The organism is Nonomuraea sp. NBC_00507, assembly GCF_036013525.1.
Classification (GTDB): domain Bacteria; phylum Actinomycetota; class Actinomycetes; order Streptosporangiales; family Streptosporangiaceae; genus Nonomuraea.
The window spans coordinates 7,932,183-7,956,198 of the sequence record NZ_CP107853.1 but is presented as its reverse complement, the minus strand read 5'-3'; the positions used below and the strand labels follow the sequence as shown (position 1 = coordinate 7,956,198).

Annotated in this window: 28 protein-coding genes and 1 pseudogene; 19 read left to right on the top strand and 10 right to left on the bottom strand. The window is 69.7% G+C overall.

From position 1 onward, the window contains the following. Positions 1–22: 22 nt before the first annotated feature. Complete coding sequence (locus OHA25_RS38350; RefSeq protein ID WP_327581805.1) at positions 23–472, bottom strand: SRPBCC family protein; 450 nt, start codon at positions 470–472, stop codon at positions 23–25. 68 nt (positions 473–540) lie between these two features. Between OHA25_RS38350 and OHA25_RS38345 the strand changes: the two genes are divergently transcribed. The 4 genes and pseudogenes from OHA25_RS38345 to OHA25_RS61580 form a co-directional block, all read left to right on the top strand. Further along, positions 541–882: an ArsR/SmtB family transcription factor gene (locus OHA25_RS38345; RefSeq protein WP_305918654.1), complete on the top strand. Its 342-nt coding sequence runs from the start codon at positions 541–543 to the stop codon at positions 880–882. Next, positions 872–1,468, top strand: a complete 597-nt coding sequence (locus OHA25_RS38340) for a TIGR03086 family metal-binding protein (protein ID WP_327581804.1) — start codon at positions 872–874, stop codon at positions 1,466–1,468. Before OHA25_RS38345 ends, OHA25_RS38340 begins: the two co-directional genes overlap by 11 nt. After that, a complete protein-coding gene (locus OHA25_RS38335) occupies positions 1,465–1,947 on the top strand; it encodes an SRPBCC domain-containing protein (RefSeq protein WP_327581803.1) in 483 nt (160 codons plus the stop codon). Before OHA25_RS38340 ends, OHA25_RS38335 begins: the two co-directional genes overlap by 4 nt. A gap of 98 nt (positions 1,948–2,045) precedes the next feature. Further along, positions 2,046–2,195: pseudogene (locus OHA25_RS61580) on the top strand (hypothetical protein); the annotation flags it as partial. Here the strand turns inward: OHA25_RS61580 and OHA25_RS38330 are convergent. Then, positions 2,192–2,863 (bottom strand): GntR family transcriptional regulator, encoded by a 672-nt coding sequence (locus OHA25_RS38330; RefSeq protein WP_327581802.1) that lies wholly within the window; start codon positions 2,861–2,863, stop codon positions 2,192–2,194. The pseudogene OHA25_RS61580 and the gene OHA25_RS38330 sit on opposite strands and share 4 nt — an antisense overlap. 86 nt (positions 2,864–2,949) lie before the next feature. On the opposite strand from OHA25_RS38330, the gene OHA25_RS38325 reads away from it, so the two are divergent. The 13 genes from OHA25_RS38325 (at position 2,950) to OHA25_RS38265 (ending at position 17,373) form a co-directional block, all read left to right on the top strand. After that, a complete protein-coding gene (locus OHA25_RS38325; RefSeq protein ID WP_327581801.1) occupies positions 2,950–3,489 on the top strand; it encodes a YbhB/YbcL family Raf kinase inhibitor-like protein in 540 nt (179 codons plus the stop codon). Positions 3,490–3,895: 406 nt separating this feature from the next. After that, positions 3,896–5,197 (top strand): extracellular solute-binding protein, encoded by a 1,302-nt coding sequence (locus OHA25_RS38320; RefSeq protein WP_327581800.1) that lies wholly within the window; start codon positions 3,896–3,898, stop codon positions 5,195–5,197. A gap of 7 nt (positions 5,198–5,204) precedes the next feature. Next, a complete protein-coding gene (locus OHA25_RS38315; RefSeq protein ID WP_327581799.1) occupies positions 5,205–6,125 on the top strand; it encodes a carbohydrate ABC transporter permease in 921 nt (306 codons plus the stop codon). Then, positions 6,122–7,003: a carbohydrate ABC transporter permease gene (locus OHA25_RS38310; RefSeq protein WP_327581798.1), complete on the top strand. Its 882-nt coding sequence runs from the start codon at positions 6,122–6,124 to the stop codon at positions 7,001–7,003. The genes OHA25_RS38315 and OHA25_RS38310 overlap by 4 nt, the downstream gene beginning before the upstream one ends. Before the next feature lie 18 nt (positions 7,004–7,021). Beyond that, positions 7,022–8,416: a carboxylesterase family protein gene (locus tag OHA25_RS38305; protein WP_327581797.1), complete on the top strand. Its 1,395-nt coding sequence runs from the start codon at positions 7,022–7,024 to the stop codon at positions 8,414–8,416. After that, positions 8,416–9,555, top strand: coding sequence for an ROK family transcriptional regulator (locus OHA25_RS38300; protein ID WP_327581796.1), 1,140 nt, complete (start codon positions 8,416–8,418; stop codon positions 9,553–9,555). Before OHA25_RS38305 ends, OHA25_RS38300 begins: the two co-directional genes overlap by 1 nt. A 59-nt stretch (positions 9,556–9,614) precedes the next feature. Further along, on the top strand, positions 9,615–11,159 hold the full coding sequence (locus OHA25_RS38295; protein WP_327581795.1) for a GMC oxidoreductase: 1,545 nt from the start codon (positions 9,615–9,617) through the stop codon (positions 11,157–11,159). Beyond that, positions 11,156–11,764, top strand: coding sequence for a hypothetical protein (locus OHA25_RS38290; RefSeq protein WP_327581794.1), 609 nt, complete (start codon positions 11,156–11,158; stop codon positions 11,762–11,764). The genes OHA25_RS38295 and OHA25_RS38290 overlap by 4 nt, the downstream gene beginning before the upstream one ends. Continuing rightward, positions 11,761–12,705 (top strand): sugar phosphate isomerase/epimerase family protein, encoded by a 945-nt coding sequence (locus OHA25_RS38285; protein WP_327581793.1) that lies wholly within the window; start codon positions 11,761–11,763, stop codon positions 12,703–12,705. The genes OHA25_RS38290 and OHA25_RS38285 overlap by 4 nt, the downstream gene beginning before the upstream one ends. Next, on the top strand, positions 12,702–13,757 hold the full coding sequence (locus tag OHA25_RS38280; protein ID WP_327581792.1) for an isopenicillin N synthase family dioxygenase: 1,056 nt from the start codon (positions 12,702–12,704) through the stop codon (positions 13,755–13,757). Before OHA25_RS38285 ends, OHA25_RS38280 begins: the two co-directional genes overlap by 4 nt. Before the next feature lie 574 nt (positions 13,758–14,331). Next, entirely contained in the window at positions 14,332–14,814 is a 483-nt protein-coding gene (locus tag OHA25_RS38275; protein ID WP_327581791.1) for a DUF4158 domain-containing protein, read from the top strand. Then, positions 14,811–17,018: a Tn3 family transposase gene (locus OHA25_RS38270; protein WP_327581790.1), complete on the top strand. Its 2,208-nt coding sequence runs from the start codon at positions 14,811–14,813 to the stop codon at positions 17,016–17,018. Before OHA25_RS38275 ends, OHA25_RS38270 begins: the two co-directional genes overlap by 4 nt. After that, positions 16,996–17,373 (top strand): Tn3 family transposase, encoded by a 378-nt coding sequence (locus OHA25_RS38265; RefSeq protein ID WP_442941937.1) that lies wholly within the window; start codon positions 16,996–16,998, stop codon positions 17,371–17,373. Before OHA25_RS38270 ends, OHA25_RS38265 begins: the two co-directional genes overlap by 23 nt. 269 nt (positions 17,374–17,642) lie before the next feature. Here the strand turns inward: OHA25_RS38265 and OHA25_RS38260 are convergent, their stop codons facing one another. Next, on the bottom strand, positions 17,643–18,095 hold the full coding sequence (locus tag OHA25_RS38260) for a hypothetical protein (RefSeq protein WP_327581789.1): 453 nt from the start codon (positions 18,093–18,095) through the stop codon (positions 17,643–17,645). On the opposite strand from OHA25_RS38260, the gene OHA25_RS38255 reads away from it, so the two are divergent. Next, positions 18,016–18,297: a group II intron maturase-specific domain-containing protein gene (locus OHA25_RS38255; RefSeq protein WP_327591099.1), complete on the top strand. Its 282-nt coding sequence runs from the start codon at positions 18,016–18,018 to the stop codon at positions 18,295–18,297. The genes OHA25_RS38260 and OHA25_RS38255 overlap by 80 nt on opposite strands. A 367-nt stretch (positions 18,298–18,664) precedes the next feature. Here OHA25_RS38255 and OHA25_RS38250 read toward each other — a convergent pair whose 3' ends face one another. The 7 genes from OHA25_RS38250 to OHA25_RS38220 form a co-directional block, all read right to left on the bottom strand. Beyond that, the gene (locus OHA25_RS38250; protein WP_327581788.1) at positions 18,665–19,909 is read right to left on the bottom strand and encodes a serine hydrolase domain-containing protein; all 1,245 of its coding nucleotides are present in this window, start codon (positions 19,907–19,909) and stop codon (positions 18,665–18,667) included. A gap of 351 nt (positions 19,910–20,260) precedes the next feature. After that, positions 20,261–21,799 carry a serine hydrolase gene (locus tag OHA25_RS38245; RefSeq protein WP_327581787.1) on the bottom strand — a complete coding sequence of 513 codons (1,539 nt, stop codon included), beginning with the start codon at positions 21,797–21,799 and terminating at the stop codon, positions 20,261–20,263. Positions 21,800–21,895: 96 nt separating this feature from the next. Beyond that, the gene (locus tag OHA25_RS38240) at positions 21,896–22,066 is read right to left on the bottom strand and encodes a hypothetical protein (protein ID WP_327581786.1); all 171 of its coding nucleotides are present in this window, start codon (positions 22,064–22,066) and stop codon (positions 21,896–21,898) included. A gap of 22 nt (positions 22,067–22,088) precedes the next feature. Continuing rightward, the gene (locus OHA25_RS38235) at positions 22,089–22,469 is read right to left on the bottom strand and encodes a VOC family protein (RefSeq protein ID WP_327581785.1); all 381 of its coding nucleotides are present in this window, start codon (positions 22,467–22,469) and stop codon (positions 22,089–22,091) included. Between the two features lie 138 nt (positions 22,470–22,607). Further along, positions 22,608–23,051: a LysR substrate-binding domain-containing protein gene (locus tag OHA25_RS38230; RefSeq protein WP_327581784.1), complete on the bottom strand. Its 444-nt coding sequence runs from the start codon at positions 23,049–23,051 to the stop codon at positions 22,608–22,610. Then, positions 23,033–23,272: a hypothetical protein gene (locus tag OHA25_RS38225; protein WP_327581783.1), complete on the bottom strand. Its 240-nt coding sequence runs from the start codon at positions 23,270–23,272 to the stop codon at positions 23,033–23,035. The genes OHA25_RS38230 and OHA25_RS38225 overlap by 19 nt, the downstream gene beginning before the upstream one ends. Next, positions 23,269–23,490: a LysR family transcriptional regulator gene (locus OHA25_RS38220; RefSeq protein ID WP_327581782.1), complete on the bottom strand. Its 222-nt coding sequence runs from the start codon at positions 23,488–23,490 to the stop codon at positions 23,269–23,271. The genes OHA25_RS38225 and OHA25_RS38220 overlap by 4 nt, the downstream gene beginning before the upstream one ends. Before the next feature lie 44 nt (positions 23,491–23,534). On the opposite strand from OHA25_RS38220, the gene OHA25_RS38215 reads away from it, so the two are divergent. Then, entirely contained in the window at positions 23,535–23,981 is a 447-nt protein-coding gene (locus OHA25_RS38215; RefSeq protein WP_327581781.1) for a hypothetical protein, read from the top strand. Positions 23,982–24,016: the final 35 nt, after the last annotated feature.

The following is a 24,016-nucleotide window of genomic DNA, read 5'->3' as shown; positions in this document are numbered from 1 at the left end:
CGTAGACCCGCGAGCTGGGCCATCAGGTCGAGCTCGGCCGGCCACCGCCGCGCTCGGCCAGTACGGCGAGTCTGCGCAGGGAACGGCAGGCGAACGCGGCGCCGACCAGGCGGACGATCGGCCACACGGCGCGGCCCAGCGGCCCGAACGGCAGCCACAGCTCCTCGGCCCAGATGACCCGGCTGCCGCCCGCACGCGGACGGACCCGGATGGCGCCCCGGCCGCGCACGACCCGGCCGGTGTGCTCCACCCGCACCAGCGCGGGCGGCTGCCAATGGGTGATCGTCATCGTGTCGAGGAAGCCGAACGGCCGCACCCCGGTGTAGGCCTCGATCGCGCCGGGGCCGGCCTGGCGGGCGGTGGTCAGGGTCATCCACTCCCGGTGCCGCGGCCAGTCGGTGATCAACGCGAACACTCGCTCCGGCGGCGCCGCCACTTGGACGGCGGCGGCCAGGTACACGGGCCTGCCCATGATCCGATGCTAGCCCAGAACACACCCCTTGACATACCGGCTGGTTATATTAACCATTGGCTATGGACGTGGTGGAGACAACCCTGGACGCCACCTTCGCGGCGCTCGCCGATCCGACGCGCCGGGCGATCCTGGCCCGGCTCAAGGAGGGGGAGGCCACGGTGACGGAGCTGGCGGCGCCGTTCGCCATGACCCAGCCGGCGATCTCCAAGCATCTCAAGGTCCTGGAGCGCGCGGGCCTGATCTCGCGCGGCCGGGACCGGCAACGACGGCCCTGCCGGCTGCGCGCCGACGCCCTCAAACAGGCCACCGACTGGCTGGAGGGCTACCGGAGCTTCTGGCAGGACCGCTACCAGAGCCTCGACACCCTGCTGGACGAGCTGAAGGAAAGAGATGTCCGTGAGCAGTGAGATCGCTGACCGCTACCGGCGCCGGGCCGACGCCTTCGAACGCAAGGTCGTGTCCGTCCGCCCCGACCAGTGGTCGAACCCGTCCCCGTGCGCGAAGTGGACCGCCAGGGACGTGGTCCGGCACATCGTCGACATGCATGCCGCGATGCTGCGCCCCTTGGGCCGTTCGCTCAGCCCGGCGCCCACGGTCGACGACGACCCGGTGGCGGCGTTCCGCGCCGCCCGCGCCGACGTCGAGGCGATCTTGACCGATCCCTCGCTCGCCACCCTGCCCTGCGACACGCCCACCGGCCCGATGCCCGCGCAGCAGCACATCGACCAGGTCGTCAGCGACGACTTCCCGCTGCACGGCTGGGATCTGGCCCGCGCCACGTCGCAGGACGACACGATCGATCCCGGCGACGTGGAGCGGGCCTGGTCGGCCATGACGGCGCTGCCCGCCGAGCTCATCGAGAAGTTCCGCACGCCGGGCGCGTTCGGGCCGGGCATCGAGGTGTTCGGCCCGCAGGTGACGGTCGGACAGGACGCCTCCCCGCAGGACAAGCTGCTCGCCTTCATCGGACGCGATCCGCGGTGGCGGCCGTGAGCGCGGCCGTGACGGTCGCGACGCCGTCGGACCGCGCGATCGTCATGACACGCACGTTCGGCGCCCCCGCCCACCTGGTGTTCGCCGCCTGGACCCGGCCGGAGCTGGTCTCCCGCTGGTACGGCGCCCACGGCTGGACCATCGTGGAGGCCCGGATCGACCTGCGCGTGGGCGGCGCCTGGCGGTTCGCCTGGCAGGGGCCCGGCGGCGCGACCATGGCCGCAGGCGGCCTCTACCGCGAGATCGTCACACCCTCCCGGTTGTCCTACACCGAGTCGTTCGACGACCACTGGTACCCCGGCCAAGCGCTGGTCGGCCACGACTTCACCGAGCAGGACGGCACGACCACGCTCACCACGACCCACCTGTTCGACTCCCGGCAGGCGCGCGACCTGGTGATCGCCTCCCCGATGGCACGTGGGGTGTCGGAAGGCTACGAACGGCTCGACGAAGCCCTCCACGCGACCATCGGCGGCTGACGGCGGCAGTCTGCACGCACTTCCCGCTCGAGGAGTGCCGATGAAGCACCCGCTCATGATCGGGCTCGACGAGTCCGACGTGCCCGAGGAGATCGCCGACCGACGGCCCGTTCGCCGAGACCAAGGACCAGATCGGCGGATTCAGCCTCATCGAGTGCGGCAGCGTGGAACCGGACCGCGCCGCCGCAGGACTGGCGGCCGTGAGCCTCACGGGCGGGCGCCGCGAGCGGAGGCGTCACAATCCTTAGGTGCAGGGGGTCAGGCCGGCGGCGGTCAGAGTCAGGTGCTGGGCCAGCACGTCGGCGGCGGTGTCGGCGTCGCGGGCCAGGGCCGCCTCCTCCAGCCGGCGGTGTTCGGCGGCGCCGTCGCGGTCGGGTCTGCGGCGGGCCGACCAGCGGCGGGCCAGTTCGCTGGCCGTCCACAGCCTGTCGGAGGTGTCCAGCAGCACCGGGTTGCCGCATCCCTCCAGCAGCGTCCGGTGGAAGACGCGGTGGGCTTCGGACCACGCGCTGCTGTAGTACTCGCCCTCGTCCGGCACGTACGCCGGGGTGCGGGCCAGCCGGTGGTGGGCCGCGCGCACCCGTGCTTCCCAGTCGAGGTCACCGCGCTCGATCGCCATGCGCAGCATGACCGGTTCGATGGTGCGGCGTGCCTCGGCGATCTCCTGCCAGCGTCGATCGGAGAAGTCGGGGACCGCGAAGCCGCGGTTGGGCAGCCGCACCGCGATGCCCTCGCCGACCAGCCGCACCAGAGCCTCGCGGACGACCGCCAGGCTGACCTGGTGTTGCTGGGCGAGCTCCTGCGGCTTGAGTGCTTCGCTCGGGGCGTACTCGCCCCTCATGATCGCTTCCCGGAGCCGGGCGTGGACACGTTCGGAGAGCATCTGCTTCGTCGATGTGCCGGCCATCTGCGTCATGCCCACAGCATAGACGATTCCAAAGATAATCGATTATCTGTGTTATGGTCGATTGTGTCCCGCCATCTCCGTGAAGGAACAATGCGATGAGCGCCAACGACCCCTTTGCCCGTCTTCCCGACGTCCCCTCCTTCATCGTCACCAGCACCACGCTGACCGACGGCGCCCCCTGGCCCGCTGAGCAGATGTCCGGTGCCTTCGGCATCCCGGGCGGCAAGGACGTCTCCCCGCACCTGTCGTGGAGCGGCGCCCCAGAAGAGACGAAGAGCTATGCCGTGACCGTGTACGACCCGGACGCGCCGACTGGCTCCGGGTTCTGGCACTGGGCCGTGGCCGACATCCCCGCCACTGTCACCGAGCTGCCTGAGGGCGCTGGCGACGAGACTGGCTCGGGCCTTCCCGAGGGCGCCTATCAGCTGCCCAACGACGCCCGCATGGCACGCTTCATCGGCGCGGCCCCGCCGGCAGGGCACGGCCCGCACCGCTACTTCATCGTGGTGCACGCCCTCGACGTCGAGACCATCGGCGTCCCGGCCGAGGCCACCCCTGCCTACCTCGGCTTCACCATCGCCGGCCACATCCTCGGCCGCGCGGTCCTGACCGCCACCGCCGAGATCCCCGCCTGACCACCGAAACCGGCCACCCTGGGAAAGCCCTGAGTGAGCGCTTCAGCCCTGGCCCGTGCTGCGTGAACAGCTCGGCAAACCGTTCGGCCGTTGGCATGAGCCGGGGCTGCCGTTCCATCTGTCGCTCTGTGTGACTGCAGCGCGCGTCATCCACCGTCCCATCACCCGCCACCCCCGGGGTCGACCAGGATGGCGAGCCGATCACGCTCGCTACTGAGAGTAGCGAACGGATTTTGCTACAAGTTCCGAAATTGTTCCGTGACGAGTCCGCCGTGCAGCCGAAACACGCCGTACATACCGTCCGTAACAGCTGCATAGGCGCCATCGGATCCGTCTGATCAAAAACGCTACTTTCGCCGAAAATCGCCTCACCATGGTCAGCGCCTTCATGTGACAGGAGCCCCCAGTGTCCAACCTCCCCCGACGCGGTGCCCTACGGCTGACCGCCGGCATAGCTCTCACCTGCACCCTTGCCCTGGCGGGCTGCGGACGCAGCAATGACACCGCCGCGTCCACAGGCACTGCCAAGCCCATCGACGCGTCCGCTGCCACCGGCACCGTCAATGTCTGGGCCGCCCAGGGCGATGCCGACGTGCTCGAGAAGGTCATCGAGCCCTTCAAGGCCGCCAACCGCGACCTCACCGTGAAGCTCACGCTGATCCCGAACGCCGAGTACTACACCAAGCTCCAGTCGGCGATCGCGGCGGGAAATGGACCCGATGTCGCCCAGTTCTTCCCCGAGTCGCAGGCGCAGTTCCTCAGTCCGTCGATCCTCCAGCCTGTTCCGGACGACCTCATCGACCCCGGCGCCTTCTTCAAGAGCCTCTGGGACGCGGGCGTGGTGAAGGGCGTCGCCTACACGGTGCCCTGGTACGCCTACACCTATGCGCTCGTCTACCGCTCCGACCTGGCGAAGAAGGCGGGCGTCAAGGCGCCGGCCACGTGGGAGGAACTGGTGCCGTTCCTCAAGGCGCTCCAGGGCGCCGGTGCCGGGCACGGCCTCGGGGCCGACATCGGCTGGGACATCTTCAACGGCCAGGACGTCGCGATGTACGCCTGGCAGGCGGGCGGCTCACTGCTCTCCTCCGACGGCAAATGGACGCTCGACACACCGGCGATGGTCGAAGCGCTGAAGTTCAACGCGTCGTTCTTCACCTCGGGCGTCGCCGACACCAGCGGGCCCGGGTTCCTCGACTCGCAGCCGTACTTCGTCGCCGGCAAGACCGCCTCCATGATCACAGGCCCGTGGGTGATCGGTCAGCTCGACACCGCCGCGAAGAAGACCGGCTGGACGGCGTCACATGTCGCGACCGCACCGCTGCCGGCCGGGCCGTCGGGCAGCGTCTCCTTCTCCGCGGGCGGCAGCTGGGGCGTGCTCGCCACCAGCGGCAACGCGGCCGCGTCGTGGAAGCTCATCCGGCACATCTCGCAGCCGAGCACCCAGGTCGCGCAGTACAAGGCGTACAGCTCGCTGCCGGCCGTCGTGTCCGCCTGGGACGACCCGGCCATCAAGGACCAGCCGCTCCTTGACGCCTTCTTGACCCAGCTGAAGAACACCCGGTCGTTCCCGCGGGCGAGCACCTGGCAGCAGGTCGCGACCCGGCTGGGCAAGGAGATGGAAACGGTGGCCAAGGGCAAGCAGAGCGCCGAGAAGGCCGCCGCCAGCATCCAGGCGTACGCCGAGAGCCTCGGCACAGGCACGAGGTGATCACCGGATGACCCCCACCGCCGTCCCGGGGGCGGCGCGCACGGCGCGTCGATCCCGGGGCTCCCGCCGAACGGCCGTCGCCTGGCTGTTCCTCGCACCGTTCACTGTCGTGTTCCTGCTCTACACGGCGATCCCCACCGTCGCGGCGCTCGGGTTCAGCCTCACCGACCTGCGGGGCACGGATCTGCGCAATCCGTTCGCCGTCGACTTCACCGGGCTGGAGAACTATTTCCGCCTGTTCCAGGACGAAAGCTTCCTGCGGGACATCCTCACCACCGCCCTTTTCGTCGGGGTCGGTGTGCCGCTGACCATGGGGATCGGGTTCGCGCTGGCCTTCGCGCTCAACATGGGCATCCGGCGCCTGCGCCGCACCTTCCGCATCGTCTTCTTCGCCCCGGTCGTCACGAACATCGTGGCGGTCGCCCTGATCTGGCAGTACGCCTTCAACGCCAACGGCACCGTCAACAAGGTGCTCGGCGCCGTCGGCTTCGCCGGACCGAACTGGCTGGACGACCCGAATCTGGCCATGCCCGTGGTCATCCTGCTCGGCGTCTGGCGCAACTTCGGCACCGCGATGGTGCTGTTCCTCGCCGGTCTGCAAGCGGTTCCTCAGGACGTGTACGAGGCCGCCTCCATCGACGGGGCCGGCCGGTGGCGGCAGCTGAGGCACATCACCCTGCCGCTGCTGCTGCCCACCACGCTCATGGTGTCGGTGCTGCTGACCGTCTTCTACCTCCAGGTGTTCGACGAGCCGTACCTGCTGACGAACGGCGGCCCGCTGGGTTCCACGGAATCGGTTGCGCTGTACACCTACCACCAGTTCGGCTCCGGCGAGTTCGGGATGTCCTCGGCCGCGTCCTTCGTGATGCTCGTGCTCGTGCTGCTGGTCAGCATCGTCCAGTTCCGGCTGCTGAGGCCCCGCGCATGAGCACCGTCGCCACGGTGCGGGACACCGAAATGATCAGCGACCGGGTCGCCGTGCGCCGCCGGTCCGTCACCTCGCCCCTGCTGTACGGCGCGCTGGCGCTGTGCGCGTTGCTCACCATGCTTCCCTTCGTCTGGGTGATCAGCGGCTCGCTCCGCAGCCTCGACGAGATCCGCTCCGATCCCGGCGCCTGGCTTCCGCACGACGTCACCCTCGACAACTTCACCCGGCTGTTCGCCACCGAGGGCTTCGGCGGGTTCATGGCCAACAGCATCATGGTCGCGATCATGGTGGTGGCCGGCAACATCGTGGCCGCGTCAGCCGCCGGCTACGCGCTCGCCAAGCTCGACTTCGCGGGCAAGCGGCTCGCGTTCGGCGCCGTCATGGCGGCGCTGATGGTGCCGTTCACCGCGGTGTTCGTCACGCAGTTCGTGATCACGGTCGACCTGGGTCTGGCGGACACCCTCGCCGGCATCGCCCTGCCGAGCGTGGCGATGCCCCTGTCGGTCTTCATCATGCGGCAGTACGCGATGTCGATCCCCAGCGACCTGCTCGAAGCGGCCCGCATCGACGGTGCCGGCGAGTTCCGGATCTTCTTCCGGATCTTCCTGCCGTTGGCCGGCCCCGCTGTGGCGACGATCACGATCATGTCGTTTCTCACCTCGTGGAACAACTTCATCTGGCCGCTCATCGTCGCTCAGAGCATGTCCAGTTACACGCTGCCGGTGGGTCTGGCCGCCACCAGCCAGGCCGCGTCGCACGTCACCGACTACGGGCTGCAGCTCGCGGGTGCGATCGTCGTGATGCTGCCCGTGCTGGTGCTCTTCCTGTTCCTGCAGCGTTACTTCGTTCAGGGCATCGCCGGAACGGGAATGCGGTGACCGGTGTTGGATGATCGGATGGACTCCCTCGACGCGCCCGGCGAGCCGGTCACCGTACATGCTCCCGCAGGCACGATCATCGGCCGTCGCAGCGGCCGGGTGCGGCGCTTCCTCGGCATCCCCTACGCCGAAGCCCCCGTCGGTGCCCGGCGGTTCGCCCCGCCGGTCCCCCGTGGCCGGTTCCCGGAGCCGTTCGACGCGTCCCGGCACGGTGCCACCGCGCAGCGGGTGCCGCTGTACGCCACGACGACCATCCCGGAGCCGTCGATACCAGGCGACGACGTGCTCAACGTCGGCGTCGTCGCCCCGGCCCCAGATGACGACAGCGACGACGACCGCAGGCCCTTCCCCGTCCTGGTGTGGATCCACGGCGGCGCTTTCCTGGCCGGGAGCCCGGCCAGCCCGTGGTACGACGGCCGCGCCTTCACCCGTGACGGCGTCGTCTGCGTCACCGTCGGCTACCGGCTGGGTGTCGACGGATTCGCCCCGCTGGACGACGTCCTCCCCAACCTCGGGCTACGCGACCTGCTGCTCGCCCTGGACTGGGTACAGGAGAACATCGCCGCTTTCGGTGGCGACCCTGACCGGGTCACCATCGCCGGCCAGTCGGCCGGTGGCGCGGCGGTGCTCGCGCTGCTCTCCTCACCCGCGGGCAGCGGCCGCTTCCACCGCGCGGTCAGCCTGTCCGGCGCCCTCTTCAACGTAGGCACGGGCGCCGCACGCGAGCTCCTCGAACGGCTCGGGCACAGGCTCGGCGTGCCGCCGACGCGCACCGGATTCGGCAGCCGCACCGTGGAGCAGATCCAGCAGGCCGTCCTTGACCTGCGGAGCGAGCGGGGCGACGACGCGCCGGTGCTCGTACCGTGCGCCGGCGACGACATCCTGCCGGTGCCCATAGCCGACGGACTCACCGTCCATGGGCACGATGTCCCTGTGCTGCTCGGCGCGACGGGGGACGAGTTCGACAGCGGGGCCGGGCCGGAGGCCACAGCCGCCGCCCGCGCGGCGGGCACCCGCGTGACGGACACCCTGTTCCGCTCCGCCTGCGCGCGCACGGCGGCCGCCCGCCGCCAAGCCCTCGCCGGCACCTGGCTGTACTCCTTCGAATGGCCCTCCCCCGTGCTCGGCGGCGCCGCGCACTGCGTCGACCTCCCGTTCTTCTTCGACGTGCTCGACGCACCCGGCGTCGCCCAGGCGCTCGGACCGAACCCGCCCGCCGAACTGGCCACGCTGATGCATGCCGATCTGACCGGGTTCGTACGCGGCCAGGAGCCGACCTGGGCACGGGCGACCGGCGCGCTCGCCGACCCGGCGCGCGAATACGGCCGGCCCGGCGCAGCGCTCGCGTCCGACACCACGGGCGTGTTCGACCCCGTGGCACGGGCGAAGTTCCCGGCGGCGGAGACGTGCTGATGCCCGGGATGAACCAGAGCGCCGTCCGGCGCGTCAACACCTCGGTCACCCTCCGGGCACTCGCCGTGTCGGCCGGGCCGATGACACTGGCCGCGCTCGCCGAGCAGACCGGCCTGTCCCGCCGCACCCTCGAGCTCATCATGGACTCGCTCGTGGAGGCGGGCTGGGTGACCGAGCTGGACCGCGTGCCGACCAGCGGCAACGCCGGGCGTCCCGCCCGCCGCTACGAACTACGGGCCGAACACGCGCTGCTCGCAGCCGTGTGCATCACCACCTCGGACGTGTCCGCGGTCATCGCCGACGTGCGCGGCCGCATCGTCGGCCGGGCGCACCGGCTGCTGCGCGCCTACCAGGATCCGCACGTCACGCTCGACGACGCCGCGGCGCTGGTGCTGGAGGCGCTCGACGACGCCGGCGGGTCGACGGACCGGCTGCGCGCCGGCGCGGTCGCCAGCGGTGGCGCGATCGACGACCACGGGATCGTACGGCGCCTGGTGCACACGACGCGTTGGGAAGGCGTGCACCTGCCTGGAGAACTCAAGCGAAGGATCCAGGTGCCCTGGTTCGCGGACAACGACACCAACCTCGGTGCGCTCGCGGAGCGCTGGCGGGGCGTGGCCGGAGACCACGACAACGTCGTATGGGCGATCCTCGGGAACCGCACGGGCCTCGGCATCCTCATCCGCGGAGCCGTGCACCGCGGTCTGGACGGCGCCGCGGGTGAGATCATCGAAGCACGGTCGATACCGACAGCCTCGGTTGAGCACCGTCCGGTGGCCATGCTGACCTCACCGGAACCGGCCGAACGCAGGGTCGCGCTCGACCGCTTCGCCGCCGCTCGGGCCGGCGATACGACCGCGCTCGCGGAGGTCGACGAACTCGTGGAGAACATCGCCTCGATCCTCACCACCTTGTCGTGGACCATCGCACCGTCCCTCATCGTGCTCGGCGGCGGCCTGGAAGACGCGGCCGACGTGCTGCTGCCCCGGGTGCGCGCGGCGCTGCGCGAGGCTCGCACCCCCGCGGTCGAGTTGCGCGCCACCGTCCTGGGCCGCGACGCCCCGCTCATCGGCGCCGTCAAGCTGGCCCTCGACCGCATGGACACCGAACTGTTCGGCCCACTCACCCCGCGCGCGTGAACGGGCACGGAGCACCCGCGCCTCACCATCACTCGTGGCACAAGACAGGGAGTCTCACCGTGACCGACACCTCCCGCACCGATGTCCTCATCGTGGGCAGCGGCATCATGGGATCTGTCGTGGCCCGACTACTACGAGAGGCCGATCCGGCGTTGAAGATCACCATGGTCGACGGCGGCACCGCGATCGGCGAGGCCCCCGGCCTGCACCTGCACGACCTCGACGACCCGGTCCTCTGGTCGCGCTACAACGAACAAGTCGCCACCGGCATCCAGGGCATGTACACAGGCGCCGACGTGGTGCGCGAGGTCGCCGGCAGCCTCACCGACCTGACGCCCGGCATGTTCCACGCGCTCGCTTTCGGCCAGGACGCCGAGGCGATGCCGGCGACCGCGCTCGCGTGGAACGCGGGCGGCATGGGCGTGCACTGGACCGCCGCGACGCCGTGGCCCGCCGGAGAGGAGGCGTTCGACTTCGGCGACCCGGATCGCTGGGCGGCGGACCTGGACACCGCCCGCCGGTTGCTCGCGGTCACGCCGTCCGCGATCGGCCCGACCGAGGTCGGCCGGATCGTGCTCGACGTCCTGCGCCGGCGCTTCGACGGCGTCGGGCCGGGCGACCGGCGACCGCAGCCGATGCCCATGGCCGTCACCGCGACGGCATCGGGTCCCATGCCGCGCACCGCGCCGGGGACGATCTTCCCCGCGATCGCGACAGGCGGGGACCCCGGGTTCACCTTGACGACCGGCATGCTCGCTACGACGCTCCTCCTCTCCGACGGCCGGGTCGCCGGGGCCCGGCTGCGCCGCATCGCCGACGGAACCGAGGGGAAGCTCCTGGCGGACGCCGTCGTGGTGTGCGCCGACGCGCTGCGCACCCCGCAACTGCTGTTCGCCTCGGGCATCCGGCCCGCGGCACTGGGCCGCTATCTCAACGAGCACGCGTTCGTCACCGCCCGGGTGCTCCTCGACCTCGACCGGTTCGGCATCGGCCTCGACGCCCTGCCCCTGCCGCGCCCCGGCGAGTTCAGCACGGACTCGCTCTGGCTGCCCCAGAACGGAGCGGCACAGCCGTTCCACGGGCAGATCATGGACCGCACGTACGTGGACGAGAACGGCCACCCCCTCGCCCACTCCGTGGGCTTGTCGCTGTACGTCCCCGTCGAGTCACGCCCCGACAACCGGCTCCTGTTCTCGGAAACGCAGACCGACCTCGCCGGAATGCCGCGGATCACCGTCGAGTTCGGCTACTCCGACGCCGACCGCACGCTGATCGGCCGCGCGCTCGACGACGTCCGGTCGATCGCCGAGGAGTTCGGCTCCTTCGACCCGGCGACCGAGCGTGCGCTGCTGCCGCCCGGCTCGTCGCTGCACCAGACCGGCACCGTCCGGGCCGGCCTGGCCGACGACGGCACCAGCGTGTGCGGCCCGGACGGCCGGGTGTGGGGCTTCGACAACCTCTACCTCGCCGGCAACGGCGTGATCCCCACCGCGATGGCCGCCAATGTCACCTTGACCGGCGCGGTGACCGCCGTACGGGCCGCCCGCGCCGTCGCCGAACGACACGCGGCACCCGCCGCACACCGAGAGGAAGCACGACTGTGATCGACATCCCCACGGAATACCGCGTGGCGCTGCCCGCGTGGATCGGCGACGAACTGGCTGCCGTGCCGGCCTTCATCCCTGACCGCACCGACCGGATGCGCCTCGTACACCGCCTCGCCGACCGCAACTGGCGCGAGGGCAACGGCGGACCGTTCGCCGCACTCGTCGCCGAGCAGGACTCCGGCCGGATCGTCTCGGTCGGCGTGAACGTCGTGCTCGCCTCCGGAGTCTCCAGCGCACACGCCGAGGTGGTCGCGCTCGGACTCGCCCAGACGGCGGTCGGCGGCTGGGACCTCGGCGGCGACGGGTTGCCCGCGCACGAGCTGGTCGTGAACTGGCGTCCGTGCATTCAGTGTTACGGCGCGGCCATGTGGTCCGGCATACGCGCACTCGTGGTCGCCGGCGAGGGCCCGGAACTGGAGGAGATCACCACGTTCGACGAGGGCCCGCTCGGCGCGGACTGGGCCGAGCAGTTCGAAGCGCGCGGCATCAAGGTCACCCGGGACGTCCTGCGAGAGGAGGCGCTCGCCGTGTTCCGCGACTACCGCCAGGCCGTCGACGCCGGCGGCGTCACCGTCTACAACGCCCGCGGAGGTGCCGAATGACGCCGCACGACACCACCGAACCGTGCTTCGCCACCGACATCATCACCTTCTATCACCCGAAATTCTGGGGGCTCGACTCCGCCGACGCCTTCCGCGACTGGGCCGTCAAGAACCCTGACCGTTTCTGGGAGCGGGTGCTGGACGCGCTGGCCGAGGCCGGTGTCAGCGGCATCGAGCTGACCTTCGCGCCCGGCGACATCGACTCGGCCCTGCGGGCCTTCGGCGACGCGCCGTCGTTCCGCCGCGAACTCCAGGCCCGGGGCCTGTCCGTCGTGAGCGCCTTCATGGCCGCGAGCGCATCACCCGACTGGCGGCGCGGCGAGAACCTGCCCGCGATCGTCGCCGAGGCCGAGCGACACGCCGCCTTCCTCGCCGACGTGGGCGCGGACCTCCTCGTCGCCGGACTGCCCATGCGGACGACGTTCGGGACCCGCCCGCCCTTCTTCGTCGACGCCGCGTACATGACCCGGATGGCCGACATCGCCCACGTGGTCGGCGAGGCCGTCGCTCAGCAGGGTGTGAAGCTCGCCTTCCACACGGAGTCCAACAGCACCCTCTGGTACGAGAGGGACATCGACCTGTTCATGATGATGACCGATCCCCGCTACGTGTGGCTGTGCCCCGATTCCTGCCACATCGCGCTCGGGGGAGGTGACCCCGTCGCCGTCGCGCGCCGCCACACCCAGCGCATCGCACTGGCGCACTGGAAGGACGCGGTCAAGCCCATCGACGTCGAACTCACCATCGACGAAACGGTCTTCGCTCAGCAGCAGCCCTACATGACCGAACTGGGCACGGGCATCGTCGACTGGCGGGCGTGGGCCCAGGCGATGTCCCGCACGCCCGGCGCCGGCATCGTACTCATCGAGCTGGACGAGGCGGCCGATCCCGTCGCCGCGCTCCGGGCGGGGACGGCCGTCGTACGGGAGGCCCGGGCATGAAACGAGCGCTTGAGCATTTCACCGTTCCGGCCGTCGACATATCCCCCTACATGCAGGCAGGGCCCGAAGCGGAGCGCCGCAGGATCGCACAGGAGATCGACGATGCCTGCTCCCGCGTGGGCTTCATCCAGATCCTGGGCCACGCGATCCCGGACTCGGCGATCGCCGGCCTGGCCTCGGCGATGGACGCCTTCTTCGGCCTGCCCCTCGAGACGAAGAAGACCTACCGTGTCACGGGCGCCAACCGCGGCTACAGCCCGCCCAAGAGCGAATCCCTGAGCCTGAGCCTCGGCGTCGAGTCGGCCGCCCGCATGAACGACTTCTTCGAGGCCTTCAACGTCGGCGTTGAGGCACGCTCCTTCGCCTCGCTGGAGCTGTCCGAGGAGGACTACGGGATCAACGTGTGGCCCGAGATCGGCGGTTTCACCGACGCCGTCCAGGCCTACTTCGACCACGCCGGCCGGGTCGCACGCACGCTCACCCGGATCTTCGCCGACGCCCTCCACCTGGATCCCGAGTTCTTCGACCGGCTCACCGACCACTCCATCGACGTGCTGCGCATGAACAACTACGCCCTGCCGCAAGGAACGATCACCCTTGACGGCGACCTCGTCGGTATGGGGGAGCACACCGACTTCGGGATCGTCACCGTCCTGTGGGCCGACCAGGTCGCCGGCCTCCAGGTCCTCGGCCAGGACGAACGCTGGCACGATGTCGCGCCGGCCGACGGCGCCCTGCTGGTCAACCTCGGCGACCTCACGGCCCGCCTCACCAACGACCGATGGATGTCGACCCTGCACCGCGTCAAGCCCCCCATCGTGGACGGCACGATCAAACGCCGCCGCTCAGCCGCCTTCTTCCACGACGGCAACCCGGAAGCCGTCATCGAGACGCTGGCCAGTCACCAGGACGCCTCCGGGCTGGCCTACGAACCGATCACGGTCCGGGACCACATCAAGGCCAAGCTGGCCGGGTCACGGCAGGGCAAGAAGAACCTCGCCGCCGTACGCGAAGCCGCACGCGTCCTGTCCGCCGCCGAGACCGACCTATGAATCGTTGTTGCCGCCGCGTCGTTCGCGACGCTGGAGCAGGTCGCCGAGGAGCACTTCGACGAGACCTTCGGCGTCAACGTCCGGGGCACGTTGTTCCCGGTGCAGAAGGCGCTGCCGCTGCTCAACGACGGCGCATCGGTGATCCTCAACTCCTCGGTGCGCGCCGGTGACGGTGGCGAAGTGCACATCTGAGCCGGCCTGCCCGCCCTCGGACGCCCTCATGGAGGTCAGCGGGTCAGACACCGTCCACGGCGGCACCGCCCCGAGCGGTCGCAGGCCCCGCTCCGGCGCCGGGGAGGCGATCGCGTCGGGCAGCACCAGGCCGCCGGACGGAACGGATGACGAGAAAGGCCGCAGGGGGACCGCCTGACCCGCGAGGGATCGGGGGTTGACCAGCATGCGAACGAAAAGTCTCGTTTAGCCGCCCCCAGAGCCCCGCTTGCCGTGGATGGCTGTTCCGATGCGGCTGACCTGCAGAATCGTGCTGCTCAGAGGATCGTCGAAGCCGTTTCCCCGTAACAGTTCGATCTTGAGTCTGGCCCGCGCCGATGGATGAGTTCTACTTTCGGGGCCCATGCCAGTTGAGTTCTTAAGCGATGAAGAGGCGGCCGCGTACGGCCGCTACGTAGGGGCACCGACGCGGGCCGAGCTGGAGAAGATGTTCTTCCTCGACGACGCGGACCGGAAGCTGATCGGGCGCCGCCGTGGCGATCAGCATCGGCTCGGGTTCGCCCTACAGTTGACCACGGCCCGGTTCGTGGGCCGGTTCCTGCCGGATCCGCTGGAGGTCCCGGCCGAGGTGATCGACTATCTGGCCGATCAGCTGGGCGTGGCGGACGTCTCGCCCATCAAGCAGTACACCGAGCGGCGCCAGACGCAGTTCGACCACCAGGACGAGATCAAGAAGGCGTACGGGCTGCGGGAGTTCTCTGCGGTCGAGGCGGAGTTCACCGCGTGGGTGGATGCGCGGGCGTGGAACACCGGGGACGGTAAGAAGAGCATCTTCGTCGACGGGGTGAGTTGGCTGCGCACAACAAGGTGCTGCTGCCGGGGGTGACCACGCTGACCCGGCTGATCGCCCGGGTGCGCGATGAGGCGACCGAGCGGCTGCATGAAAGGCTGTATGGGATCTTGTCGCCGCGGCAGCAGGCGATCCTGGCCCAGCTGCTGGAGGTGCCGGAGGGGGCGCGATCGTCGGATCTGGAGCGCTGGCGCAAGGGCCCGTCGGTGCCCTCGGGCCGGAACATGGAAAAGGCGCTGGAGCGCGCCTCGGAGATCCTCAGCGTTGGGCTGGGCGCGATGGAGCTGCCGCCGGGGGTGCCGCACCGGCGGATGGTGGATCTGGCCCGGTACGGGATGACCGCCACGGCGACCACGCTGCGCCGGCACGGCCCCTCGCGGCAGCTGGCCACGTTGCTGGCCACGGTCATCTACCTGGAGGGCAAGTCGGTCGACGACTGCCTGGACCTGCTCGATCTGCTGATGACCACCGAGCTGATCGGCAAGGCCGAGACCGCCACCGACAAGGAACGGGCCCGCCAGCACCCCAAACTGGCCCGGCATTCGGCCACGCTGGCGGTCGCGGTGGAGACACTGCTGGAGGTCACCGAGTACGGCGAGGAGCTGCGGCTGGAGCAGGTGTGGGAGGCGATCGACGCGATCGTGCCGCGCCGCGAGCTGGAGGAGGCGGTGGCCGCGGTGACCGGCATGGTGCCGCCGCCGGACGCCGACGCTGACGGGCAGATGCGGGCGCTGCTCGCCGAGCGGATCGCCACCGTGTCGGGGTTCCTCAAGACGCTGACCACGGTGATCGAGTTCGGCGCGAACGCCGAGGCGCAGCGGGTGCTGGCGGCGATGAAGACGCTGCCGCGGCTGCTGGACGGCCGTAAGAAGAAAGTGACCGAGGTCGACATCGACGGCGCGCTGGTGAGCGGATCGTGGAAGCGGCTGGTGTTCCGGGCCGGATCGCACGGCAGCACGGTGGACAAGAACGCCTACACCATGTGCGTGCTGACCCAGTTCCACCGCCACCTCAAACGGCGCGACGTCTACGCCGAGGCCTCGGCCCGCTGGCGGGACCCGCGCGGCCAGCTGCTGGACGGCGCGGACTGGGCGGCGGCCAAGGGGCCGGCGCTGACGGACCTGCAGCTGCCGGAGCATCCGGAGACGCTGCTGGCCGAGCACGCGCTGGTGCTGCATCTGGCGTTGCGGGACGTGGCCGCCCGGCTCGGCACCGACGGGGTGGACGTCACCGTCGATGAGGAGGGACGGCTGCACGTGGCCAGGCTGAAGGCGATGCCCGAGCCGCCGTCGCTGGTGGATCTGCGCAAGCGGGTGGCCGGCATGCTGCCCCGGGTGGACCTGCCCGAGCTGCTGCTGGAGGTGATGGGCCGCGTCCCCGGATTCGAGGCGGCCTTCACCTCGGTGGCGGGCGGGGTTAGCAAGCTGGCCGACTTCCACATCTCGGTGGCGGCCTGCCTGACCGCAAGTGCGCTGAACATCGGGTACGCGCCGGTCATCAAGGCCGGCACCGCGGCGTTGGAACGCGCCCGGCTCAGCCACGTGGCCCAGAACTACCTGTCGGCCGAGACGTTCTCCCTGGCCAACGCGCCACTGATCGAGGAACAGGCGAAGATCGGTTTCGCCCGGCAGCTCGGCGGCGGCCTGGTCGCCGCGATCGACGGCATGCGGTTCGTGGTCCCGGTGCCGTCCATCTACACCCGCCCGAACCGGAAATTTTTCGGCGGTAAGAGGGGTCTGACCTGGCTCAATATGATCAATGATCAGGGTGCGGGGCTGGGTGCGAAGGTGGTCACCGGTACCGTCCGGGACTCGCTGCACATGATCGATGTGCTGTTTAGGCGCGACGGCGGGCAGCGGCCGGACATCATCGTGACCGATATGGGATCTTATGGTGACGTGGTCTTCGGGCTCGTGCATCTGCTGGGGATGCAGTATCGGCCGGCGCTGGCCGACCTGCCTGATCAGAAGGGCTGGCGGATCCAGGACGCCGACTACGGGCCGCTGGCGCGCTTCGCCCGCGGCAAGATCGACCTGGCGAAGGTCAAGCGGCATTGGGGCGACATTCTGCGAGTGGTGGTGTCGATCTACACTGGCCGGATCCGCGCCGATGACGTGATGAGGATGCTGCAGCGCGACAGCAACCCCCACCCCGCTGGGGGACGCGATCGCCGCCTATGGCCGGATTTTCAAGACGCTGCACATCCTCACCTACGCGGTGGAGGAGCCGTATCGGCGTGACATCAAGGGCATCCGCAACCTGCAGGAGTCCCGCCACGCCCTGGCCGGGAAGATCTTCCACGGCCGCAAGGGCGAGGTCTACCAGCGCTACTACAAGAGAATGGAGGACCAGCTCGGCGCGCTCGGGCTGGTGCTCAATTGCGTCACGCTGTGGAACACCTTCTACGCCGATAAGGCCCTGGGCCGTCTGCGGGACGCGGGTTACCCGCTCGCGGAGGAGGATGTCGCCCGCTTGTCGCCGTTCGGCCGCCGGCACATCAACGTGATCGGCACCTACACCTTCGCGCTGCCCGACCTCGGCCCTGCCGGCGTGCGGGAACTGCGCGACCCGGACGAGCCCGACTGGGACGACTGACCCCGACCGGGCCGGCCCAGTTCAGCGTGGGGGGCGTGGTCAGCTGGGTCGTGACCTGGTGGGGTGAGTGGTGTACGTCGCGGCCACCAGCGCGGCGTCTTCACCCACCCAGCCGAGCAGGGCCGAGCCGCGGCAGCGCTGGAAGGGCAGGCCTACATAGGTGAGGCCGGGTACTGGGCTGATCCCGCCGGTGTGGCGGGGCAGCCCGTCGGCCAGGGCGCCGGGGATGCGCAGCCAGCGGTAGTCGGGGCGGTAGCCGGTCGCTCAGATCACGCTTTGCGGGCGAGTGCCTGGCCGGAGGCGGTGCGCAGCAGCGGACCGTCGGCTCCGGTGATGCGGTCGACGATGCGCACCCCGAGCCGGCGCAGGCCGCGCGGGCCCAGGCCGATGAGGGGGTCGCGGTCGCGGATGCGGCGGCCGAGCCGGCTGGTGACCGGCGCGCGGATCAGGCCGAGCGCCTGCAGCCAGGTGAAGATGTCGGTGCCGGCGATGCGCTGGGGCAGGACGGGTTGCCGCGCGCCGAGGGCGAGGGTGACGGGCCGGGTGGCGGCGAGTTCGGCGGCGATCTGCACGCCGGAGTTGCCGGCGCCGACCACCAGCGCGGGGCCGTCGGGTAGTTGGGCGGGGTTGCGGTAGTCGGCGCTGTGTAGGGCGACGATCGACTTCCTGCGCGGGTGGGCGACGTACTTCAAGTACGGCCACTCCACGATCCGCATCGGCAAGATCAGGCATTATGCGATCCATCGGCTGGCGATCTTCATCGGGAAGCGACACAAACGCGGACGGCGCTTCGGCATCGACGTGGTCGCCTACCGATCGCCTGACCAGTGCGCCCTGATCAAGCTGTCTGGAATCGTCGTCCCGCCCAGAGCCGGCAAGCCCTGGCGGGAGAAGCTGAATGCCGGCGGTGAACGGCGTCGGTGAGCTGGGTGCGGGAGAACCGCACGCCCAGTTCGATGCGGCGGGAGCTGGAAACGGAGTGACCTGACCACGGACACCAGGGAAAGCACAGCTGACCGGGAAACCGGCGGAAGACAGTCCCTGGGTCCTACCGTCAACCATGATCACCACCGCGCCAGCTCCCGACCCTACCGGCGATGACTGTTCCTGGGTTCCTCAACCCCGCGGTTGTGCCTGCCGGGCCCGGTGTGCGCGCCTGTGGACCGGCCACGCCGAGCTCAGCGAGGTCGGCGTGGCCGGTTCGTGCTCTGCCTGATGCACGTCCGTAAGGAGTTCAACGCAAGGGTGTACCCGCGGTGTTCGGCCTCGTCTACTGAGTAGGCTCGACCCGTCAGTCCGCGGTCTGCCTGCCGCAGAACACTTCCTTGACGAGCCTGTCCACCAGCTTCTGGTAGTTCTTTGCCGGGCCCCTTGTGGCCTCGTCGACCCAGGTCACGGAGACGGTCAGGGTCTTGCTGCCGTCGGGTGAGCTGTGCATGAACGCCCCGTAGCCGTGCGGGGGGCTGCCGTTGTGCTGGTAGACGGTGCCGCAGTCCGGGCCCAGGTCTTGCACGAACAGCCCGAGGCCGTAGCCCATCTTCGGGTGGGGCTTGCGCATCTCGGCCAGCAGCTTGGCCGGCAGGAGCTTGCCGCCGTTCAGCGCGGAGATGAACGTGGTCAGATCCTGGGTGGTCGAGATCAGGTCGCCGGCGCCGGCCAGCAGGGAGAGGTTCTGGCGTGAGATGTCGACCACCTTCTCCTGGCCGTCCTCCTCATACCGGTAGTAGCCGTGGGCGTGCGGCCCGGGGAGCTGCGTCCGGTTGCCCGCCACCATGGTGCCGCGCATCTTGAGCGGCCGCAGGATGCGCCGCTGCACCTCCTCCGCGTAGGAGCGGCCGGTGGCCTTCTCGATCAGCAGCAACGTCAGCGTGTAGTTGGTGTTGGTGTACTTCTGGTCCGTGCCCGGCTCGAACCGCGCCGGCTTGGACAACGCCAGCCGTACCAGCTCTTCGGGCCGGTAGCTGCGGAACCGGTTGTCCAGCCACGCCTTCCCCGCGGCGGAGATCCCCGGCACGTACGTCCCGTCGGGGTCGAAGTCACCGGTGTAGTTGAACAACCCGCTGGTGTGCTGCAGGAGCATCCGCACGGTGATCCGCCGGTCCAGCCCGAGCTTGGGCAGGTAGCCGGCCACCGGGGCGTCAAGGCGGATCTTGCCCTCGGCCACCAGCTGCAGTACCACGGTCGCGGTGACGGGCTTGATGATGCTGCCCGCCCAGAACGACCCGTTCGTCGGCGGCTTGGCGCTCTGGCCCAGCTTGCGCACCCCGGCGCTGCCGGCCCACTCGCCCTGCTTATCGTGCACGCGCACCTGCACCCCGGCGAAACCGGCATCGACGAAGGCCTGCGTGGCCTTCTGCAGTTCCGGGCGATCCTGCTGCCCGGTCGCGGCCTTCGGCGTGGCCGCGCTGCTGTCCGCGGCGGCCATACCGGGTGCGGTCACAGCCGTTCCGGCCAGCAGCGCGGCCGCCAGCGCCGTAACCGTCACTCGCCGCAGGACCTTGGTCTGCGTGATCGCTGGCGGGGATTGGGTTCTCATGGTTCCTTGTCTTTCGGTGTCGGGCTCAGGCGAACAGCTCGCCGAGCGATTCGGGGTCGATGAGGATGGGGGCCCGGGTGGAGGGCGGGCGGTTGCGCGCCCATCAGCTCGCCTGTCAGGAAGTCCAGGCGCGTTGGGGAAGTAGCGCAGGCAGTCGATGAGTTGGTGCCCCGCCCCGGCTACGACGATCGGCTCGAAGATCCTTGTCAGCGGCGATGGGGTCGGTCGACCAGCCACAGCGTGGGGTCCGGGTGGACCTGGCCGCCCATGCCGGCGGGCGTCGGCCAGGGCGAGCGAGCCGGCTTGGCCCGTACGGGTCCACGGCGCTCGGCCCTGTCCACTGGGCTGGTTCTACAGAGCCGGCCCGGTCTGCCCGCCGCCGAACACCTCCTGCACCAGCCGCTGCGTCGCCTTCTGGAACGCCTCGCCCATGGACAGGGCGGCGTCGTCCACGTAGTTCAGCGAGGCGGTCAGGGTCTTGCCGCCGTCGGGCGTGCTGTACATCAGGCCCGCGTGGCCCGTGATGCCGCCGTTGTGGGTGACGACCTTGCCGCCGCCCGGCGTGTCCTGCACGAACACCCCCAGCCCGTAACCCGCCTTCGGCTCCGGGGTGCACATCTCTGCCAGCAGCTCGGCCGGCAGCAGCCTGCCGCCCACCAACGCGGAGATGAACGTGGCCAGGTCGGCGGTGGTCGAGATCATGTCACCGCCGGTCGAGATCCAGGACGGGTTCTGCCGGGTGACGTCGACCACCTTCTCCTGGCCGTCCTCCTCATACCGGTAGTAGGCGTGCGCGTGCGGGGCGGGAACGTCCGTCGAGGTGTCAGGCACCACCGTGCCCGACAGTCCGAGCGGCCCCAGGATCAGCCGCTGCATCTCCTCGCCCAGCGAGCGGCCGGTGACCTTCTCCACCAGCAGCCGGGCCAGCACATAGTTGGTGTTGGAGTAGCTCCAGTCGGTCCCCGGCTCGAACCGCGCCGGCTTGGACAGCGCCAGCCGGACCAGCTCCTCCGGCCGGTAGGTCTTGAACCGGCCCTCCACCCACTCCCGGCCCTGGTAGACGATCCCCGGCACGTACTCGGGGTAGTAATCGCCGGTGAAGTTGAACACCCCGCTGGTGTGCTGCAGCAGCATCCGCACCGTGATCCGCCGGTCCAGCCCGAACTCGGGCAGGTAGTCATCCACCGGAGTGTCCAGCCCGATCTTGCCCTCGGCCACCAACTGCAGCACCACGGTCGCGGTGAAGGTCTTGGTGTTGCTGCCGATCCGGAAATGCCCGTTCGCCGGCGGCTTGGCGCTCTGGCCCAACTCGCGCACCCCGGCGCTGCCGACCCACTCGCCCCGCTCATCGCGCACGCGCAGCGTCACCCCGACGAAACCGGAATCGACCATCTCCTGAATGAGCTTCTGCAACTCCGGGCGATCCTGCCCGGCAGCGGCCGGCGGCACGGCCACACCGCTGTCCGGGGTGGCCACCCCCGGCGTGGCCGAAGCCACGTCGAGGGCCTCGGTGATCTTTCGGGCCATCTCCGCCATGGTGGGGCTGACCTCGCCCTTCTGGGGCCGGGCGGCTGCTTCGACGGCGACGAGGACAGTTCGGCGGAAGTTGTCGGACTCTGCCGGAACCTGCTCCCTGAGCAGGCTCATGGCCGCGGTCAAGGCCGGCAGCACCTGATCGGCGAGTGCGGCGGTGGACTTGCCGTTCAGACCCTTGGGCGCCTTGGTGAGCACGTGCCCGACCAGGCCGGTCGCGGAGGTCAGGGCGATGGAGGCTTCGGTGGCGGCCTTGTGCGGCGAGCCGGCGGCGCCGGCGGCGGCCATCAGCGAGACGGCGCCCCACGCGGCGGTGCGCAGAGTGAGCTTGTCCTGCTCAGTAAGGGTGACGGACATGATTGCATGCTCCTTTGAACCAATGAGAAAAATTCACTGCACCGGACCGATGGTGGAATGCGGTCCAGCTGATGCCCGGGATATCTGGATTTCCGCTCAGGCCGGGTCGCCCGAGAAAATCGCACATAGCTTCGCGGCCGCGATCGCTGAACCGTTCATGGCATCCACCATCGCCGACCGCCCTGATACCGGGCCGTCGCCGTCCTGACGCGGCCGCTGACGCGACACCGCATGGCCGGTGGTGATGCCGATGACGGCGAACGACACGACCAGGTCGGCCGGTCCGAAGTCAGCTCGTGATCGGGGAGATCCACTCGGTGAGCTGGATCGCCACGCCGTTGGGGTCGGTGAGCTGCATCAGCAGCTCACCCCACGGCTCCCGCCGGAGCGGGATGGTGATGGTGGCGCCTTCACTGCGCAGCCGCTCGTACTCGGCGGCGAGGCCTGTGACCGCGAACACCACGATCACCTCTGCCAGTCCCTGCCCCGGCTGCCACCGCTCAAGGTCGCGCTCCAACAGGACCAGGTCGACGGCCGCGTCGTCACGGCCCAGCGCGATGAACCCCTCACCGACCAGGATTTCCCGGAAGCTGAGATGACTGGTGAAGAACCGGCTGGAAGCGGCAGGGTCGGCGACGGTCAGGGATACAGCGGAAGAGACGATGTTCACGTCACAGCACCAGCAAATGACATGTCCCCATTCACCTCCCGACGGGCGTGCTTTTTTGGATGGATCAAGCATGATGCCGGGCAGTGCTGCGGATCAACGGCGACTATCGCAACGGTCGTTAACCCATGGTTGACGGTCTCAGCCGGGCAGCGGTCCCAGCTCGCGCACCACCCGGGCGAGGGCGCGGATGAGGTCGTTCTCCACATCGCTGCGCCACACCATCCCGTACGGCAGCGCCTCCATATCCGTGACGGGCAGGTAGACGATGCCGGGGCGCGGGTAGTAGCGGGTCACGTGAACCGGGAAGAGGGAGACCGTATCCCCCATGGCGGTGTGCATGAGGATGTCCTCGACGTTGTGCACAAGGGCTGCGCGGTCGATCGACCGGCCCTTCGGAGTGAGCTCGGGAACGTAGCGGTCGACCCAGCTACCAGGCGCCGACTCGACGGTCACGTGCCGATAATCGCTGGCAGCCTCCAGAGAGATTGTGGACCGCTTGGCCAGGGCGTTGTCGGCAGGTACGGCCAGCACCCTCGGCTCGGCGAAGAGCAGGGGGCCCACGGTCAGGTCGGGCTCCTCCACGGGTAGCCAGGTGACCAGGATGTCGGCCTCCCGTTGCGTAACTGGGCGAACGGATCCGCAAAGCCCGACATCCGCAGCCGCAGCTCCCACTGCGGGTGTCGGGAGCGGAAGGTCTCCCAGTACCGGCGCAGCTCCTGGACGTTGACCGGAAACAGGCTGACCCGGAGCGTGCCGGTCTTGCCCCGGGCGGCCAGCCGGGCCCGCTCCAGGCTCTGCGTCAACCCCTGATGCAGCTGGCGCAGGTCGTCGCGGAGCTGCTCACCGGCGTGAGCCGTACATTGCGGCTGTCCCGGGCGAACAGCTCGACGCCGATGGCCCGTTCCTGCTTCTTGAGCGCCTTGCTGACCGCCGCCACGGAGACGTGCAGCCGCTCCGCCGCGCGGCCGAAGTGCAGCTCCTCGGCAAGAGTCAGAAAGATCTCAATGTCGCGCAGCTCCACACGACCCCTCTCGTCGATCCCACCATCGAGACCGTCTATTCGGGATGTCGGCCTATTCGGGATGTCGGCTGGCCGCCCTGGGCACGCTGGCCACCCTCGGCGTGCACGGCAGCGCCGGTGCGGTGGCGTCCGCGGTGGCGCTCGCGGTCTGGGGCGTCTTCGGCTGGTCCTTCTCCCCCATCCAGCAGCACCGCCTGGTCGAGCTCGCTCCACCCACGGCGGGGCTCGTCCTGTCGCTCAACGCCAGCGCCGTCTACTTTGGCATCGCTCTCGGCGGCCTGCTCGGCTCCGTCGCCCTGGGGCCATTCCGGAGTCGCCGGGGTCGGTTGGACGTCCGCCGCGATCGAACTGCTCGCCCTTATCACGGCGATCATCATCAGGCTGTGCAGCAGATCCGCAGACCCGTCGCGAACGGGTGGGCGGTCACGCGGTGTGGCGGCTACTGGCTATGGAGCCTGGAGAAGGGCCTCACCATCGACCCGGTCCGCTGAGAACGGGTCCTGAACATCGACCGCCGATCCCCCGG

What these genes read in the sequence shown, in the direction of transcription:
- OHA25_RS38350 (WP_327581805.1), bottom strand. Translation starts at nt 472, where the DNA reads ATGGGCAGGCCCGTGTACCTGGCCGCCGCCGTCCAAGTGGCGGCGCCG.
- OHA25_RS38330 (WP_327581802.1), bottom strand. Translation starts at nt 2,863, where the DNA reads ATGACGCAGATGGCCGGCACATCGACGAAGCAGATGCTCTCCGAACGT.
- OHA25_RS38325 (WP_327581801.1), top strand. Translation starts at nt 2,950, where the DNA reads ATGAGCGCCAACGACCCCTTTGCCCGTCTTCCCGACGTCCCCTCCTTC.
- OHA25_RS38315 (WP_327581799.1), top strand. Translation starts at nt 5,205, where the DNA reads ATGACCCCCACCGCCGTCCCGGGGGCGGCGCGCACGGCGCGTCGATCC.
- OHA25_RS38310 (WP_327581798.1), top strand. Translation starts at nt 6,122, where the DNA reads ATGAGCACCGTCGCCACGGTGCGGGACACCGAAATGATCAGCGACCGG.
- OHA25_RS38305 (WP_327581797.1), top strand. Translation starts at nt 7,022, where the DNA reads ATGGACTCCCTCGACGCGCCCGGCGAGCCGGTCACCGTACATGCTCCC.
- OHA25_RS38300 (WP_327581796.1), top strand. Translation starts at nt 8,416, where the DNA reads ATGCCCGGGATGAACCAGAGCGCCGTCCGGCGCGTCAACACCTCGGTC.
- OHA25_RS38285 (WP_327581793.1), top strand. Translation starts at nt 11,761, where the DNA reads ATGACGCCGCACGACACCACCGAACCGTGCTTCGCCACCGACATCATC.
- OHA25_RS38280 (WP_327581792.1), top strand. Translation starts at nt 12,702, where the DNA reads ATGAAACGAGCGCTTGAGCATTTCACCGTTCCGGCCGTCGACATATCC.
- OHA25_RS38275 (WP_327581791.1), top strand. Translation starts at nt 14,332, where the DNA reads ATGCCAGTTGAGTTCTTAAGCGATGAAGAGGCGGCCGCGTACGGCCGC.
- OHA25_RS38250 (WP_327581788.1), bottom strand. Translation starts at nt 19,909, where the DNA reads ATGAGAACCCAATCCCCGCCAGCGATCACGCAGACCAAGGTCCTGCGG.
- OHA25_RS38245 (WP_327581787.1), bottom strand. Translation starts at nt 21,799, where the DNA reads ATGTCCGTCACCCTTACTGAGCAGGACAAGCTCACTCTGCGCACCGCC.
- OHA25_RS38215 (WP_327581781.1), top strand. Translation starts at nt 23,535, where the DNA reads ATGTCGGCCTATTCGGGATGTCGGCTGGCCGCCCTGGGCACGCTGGCC.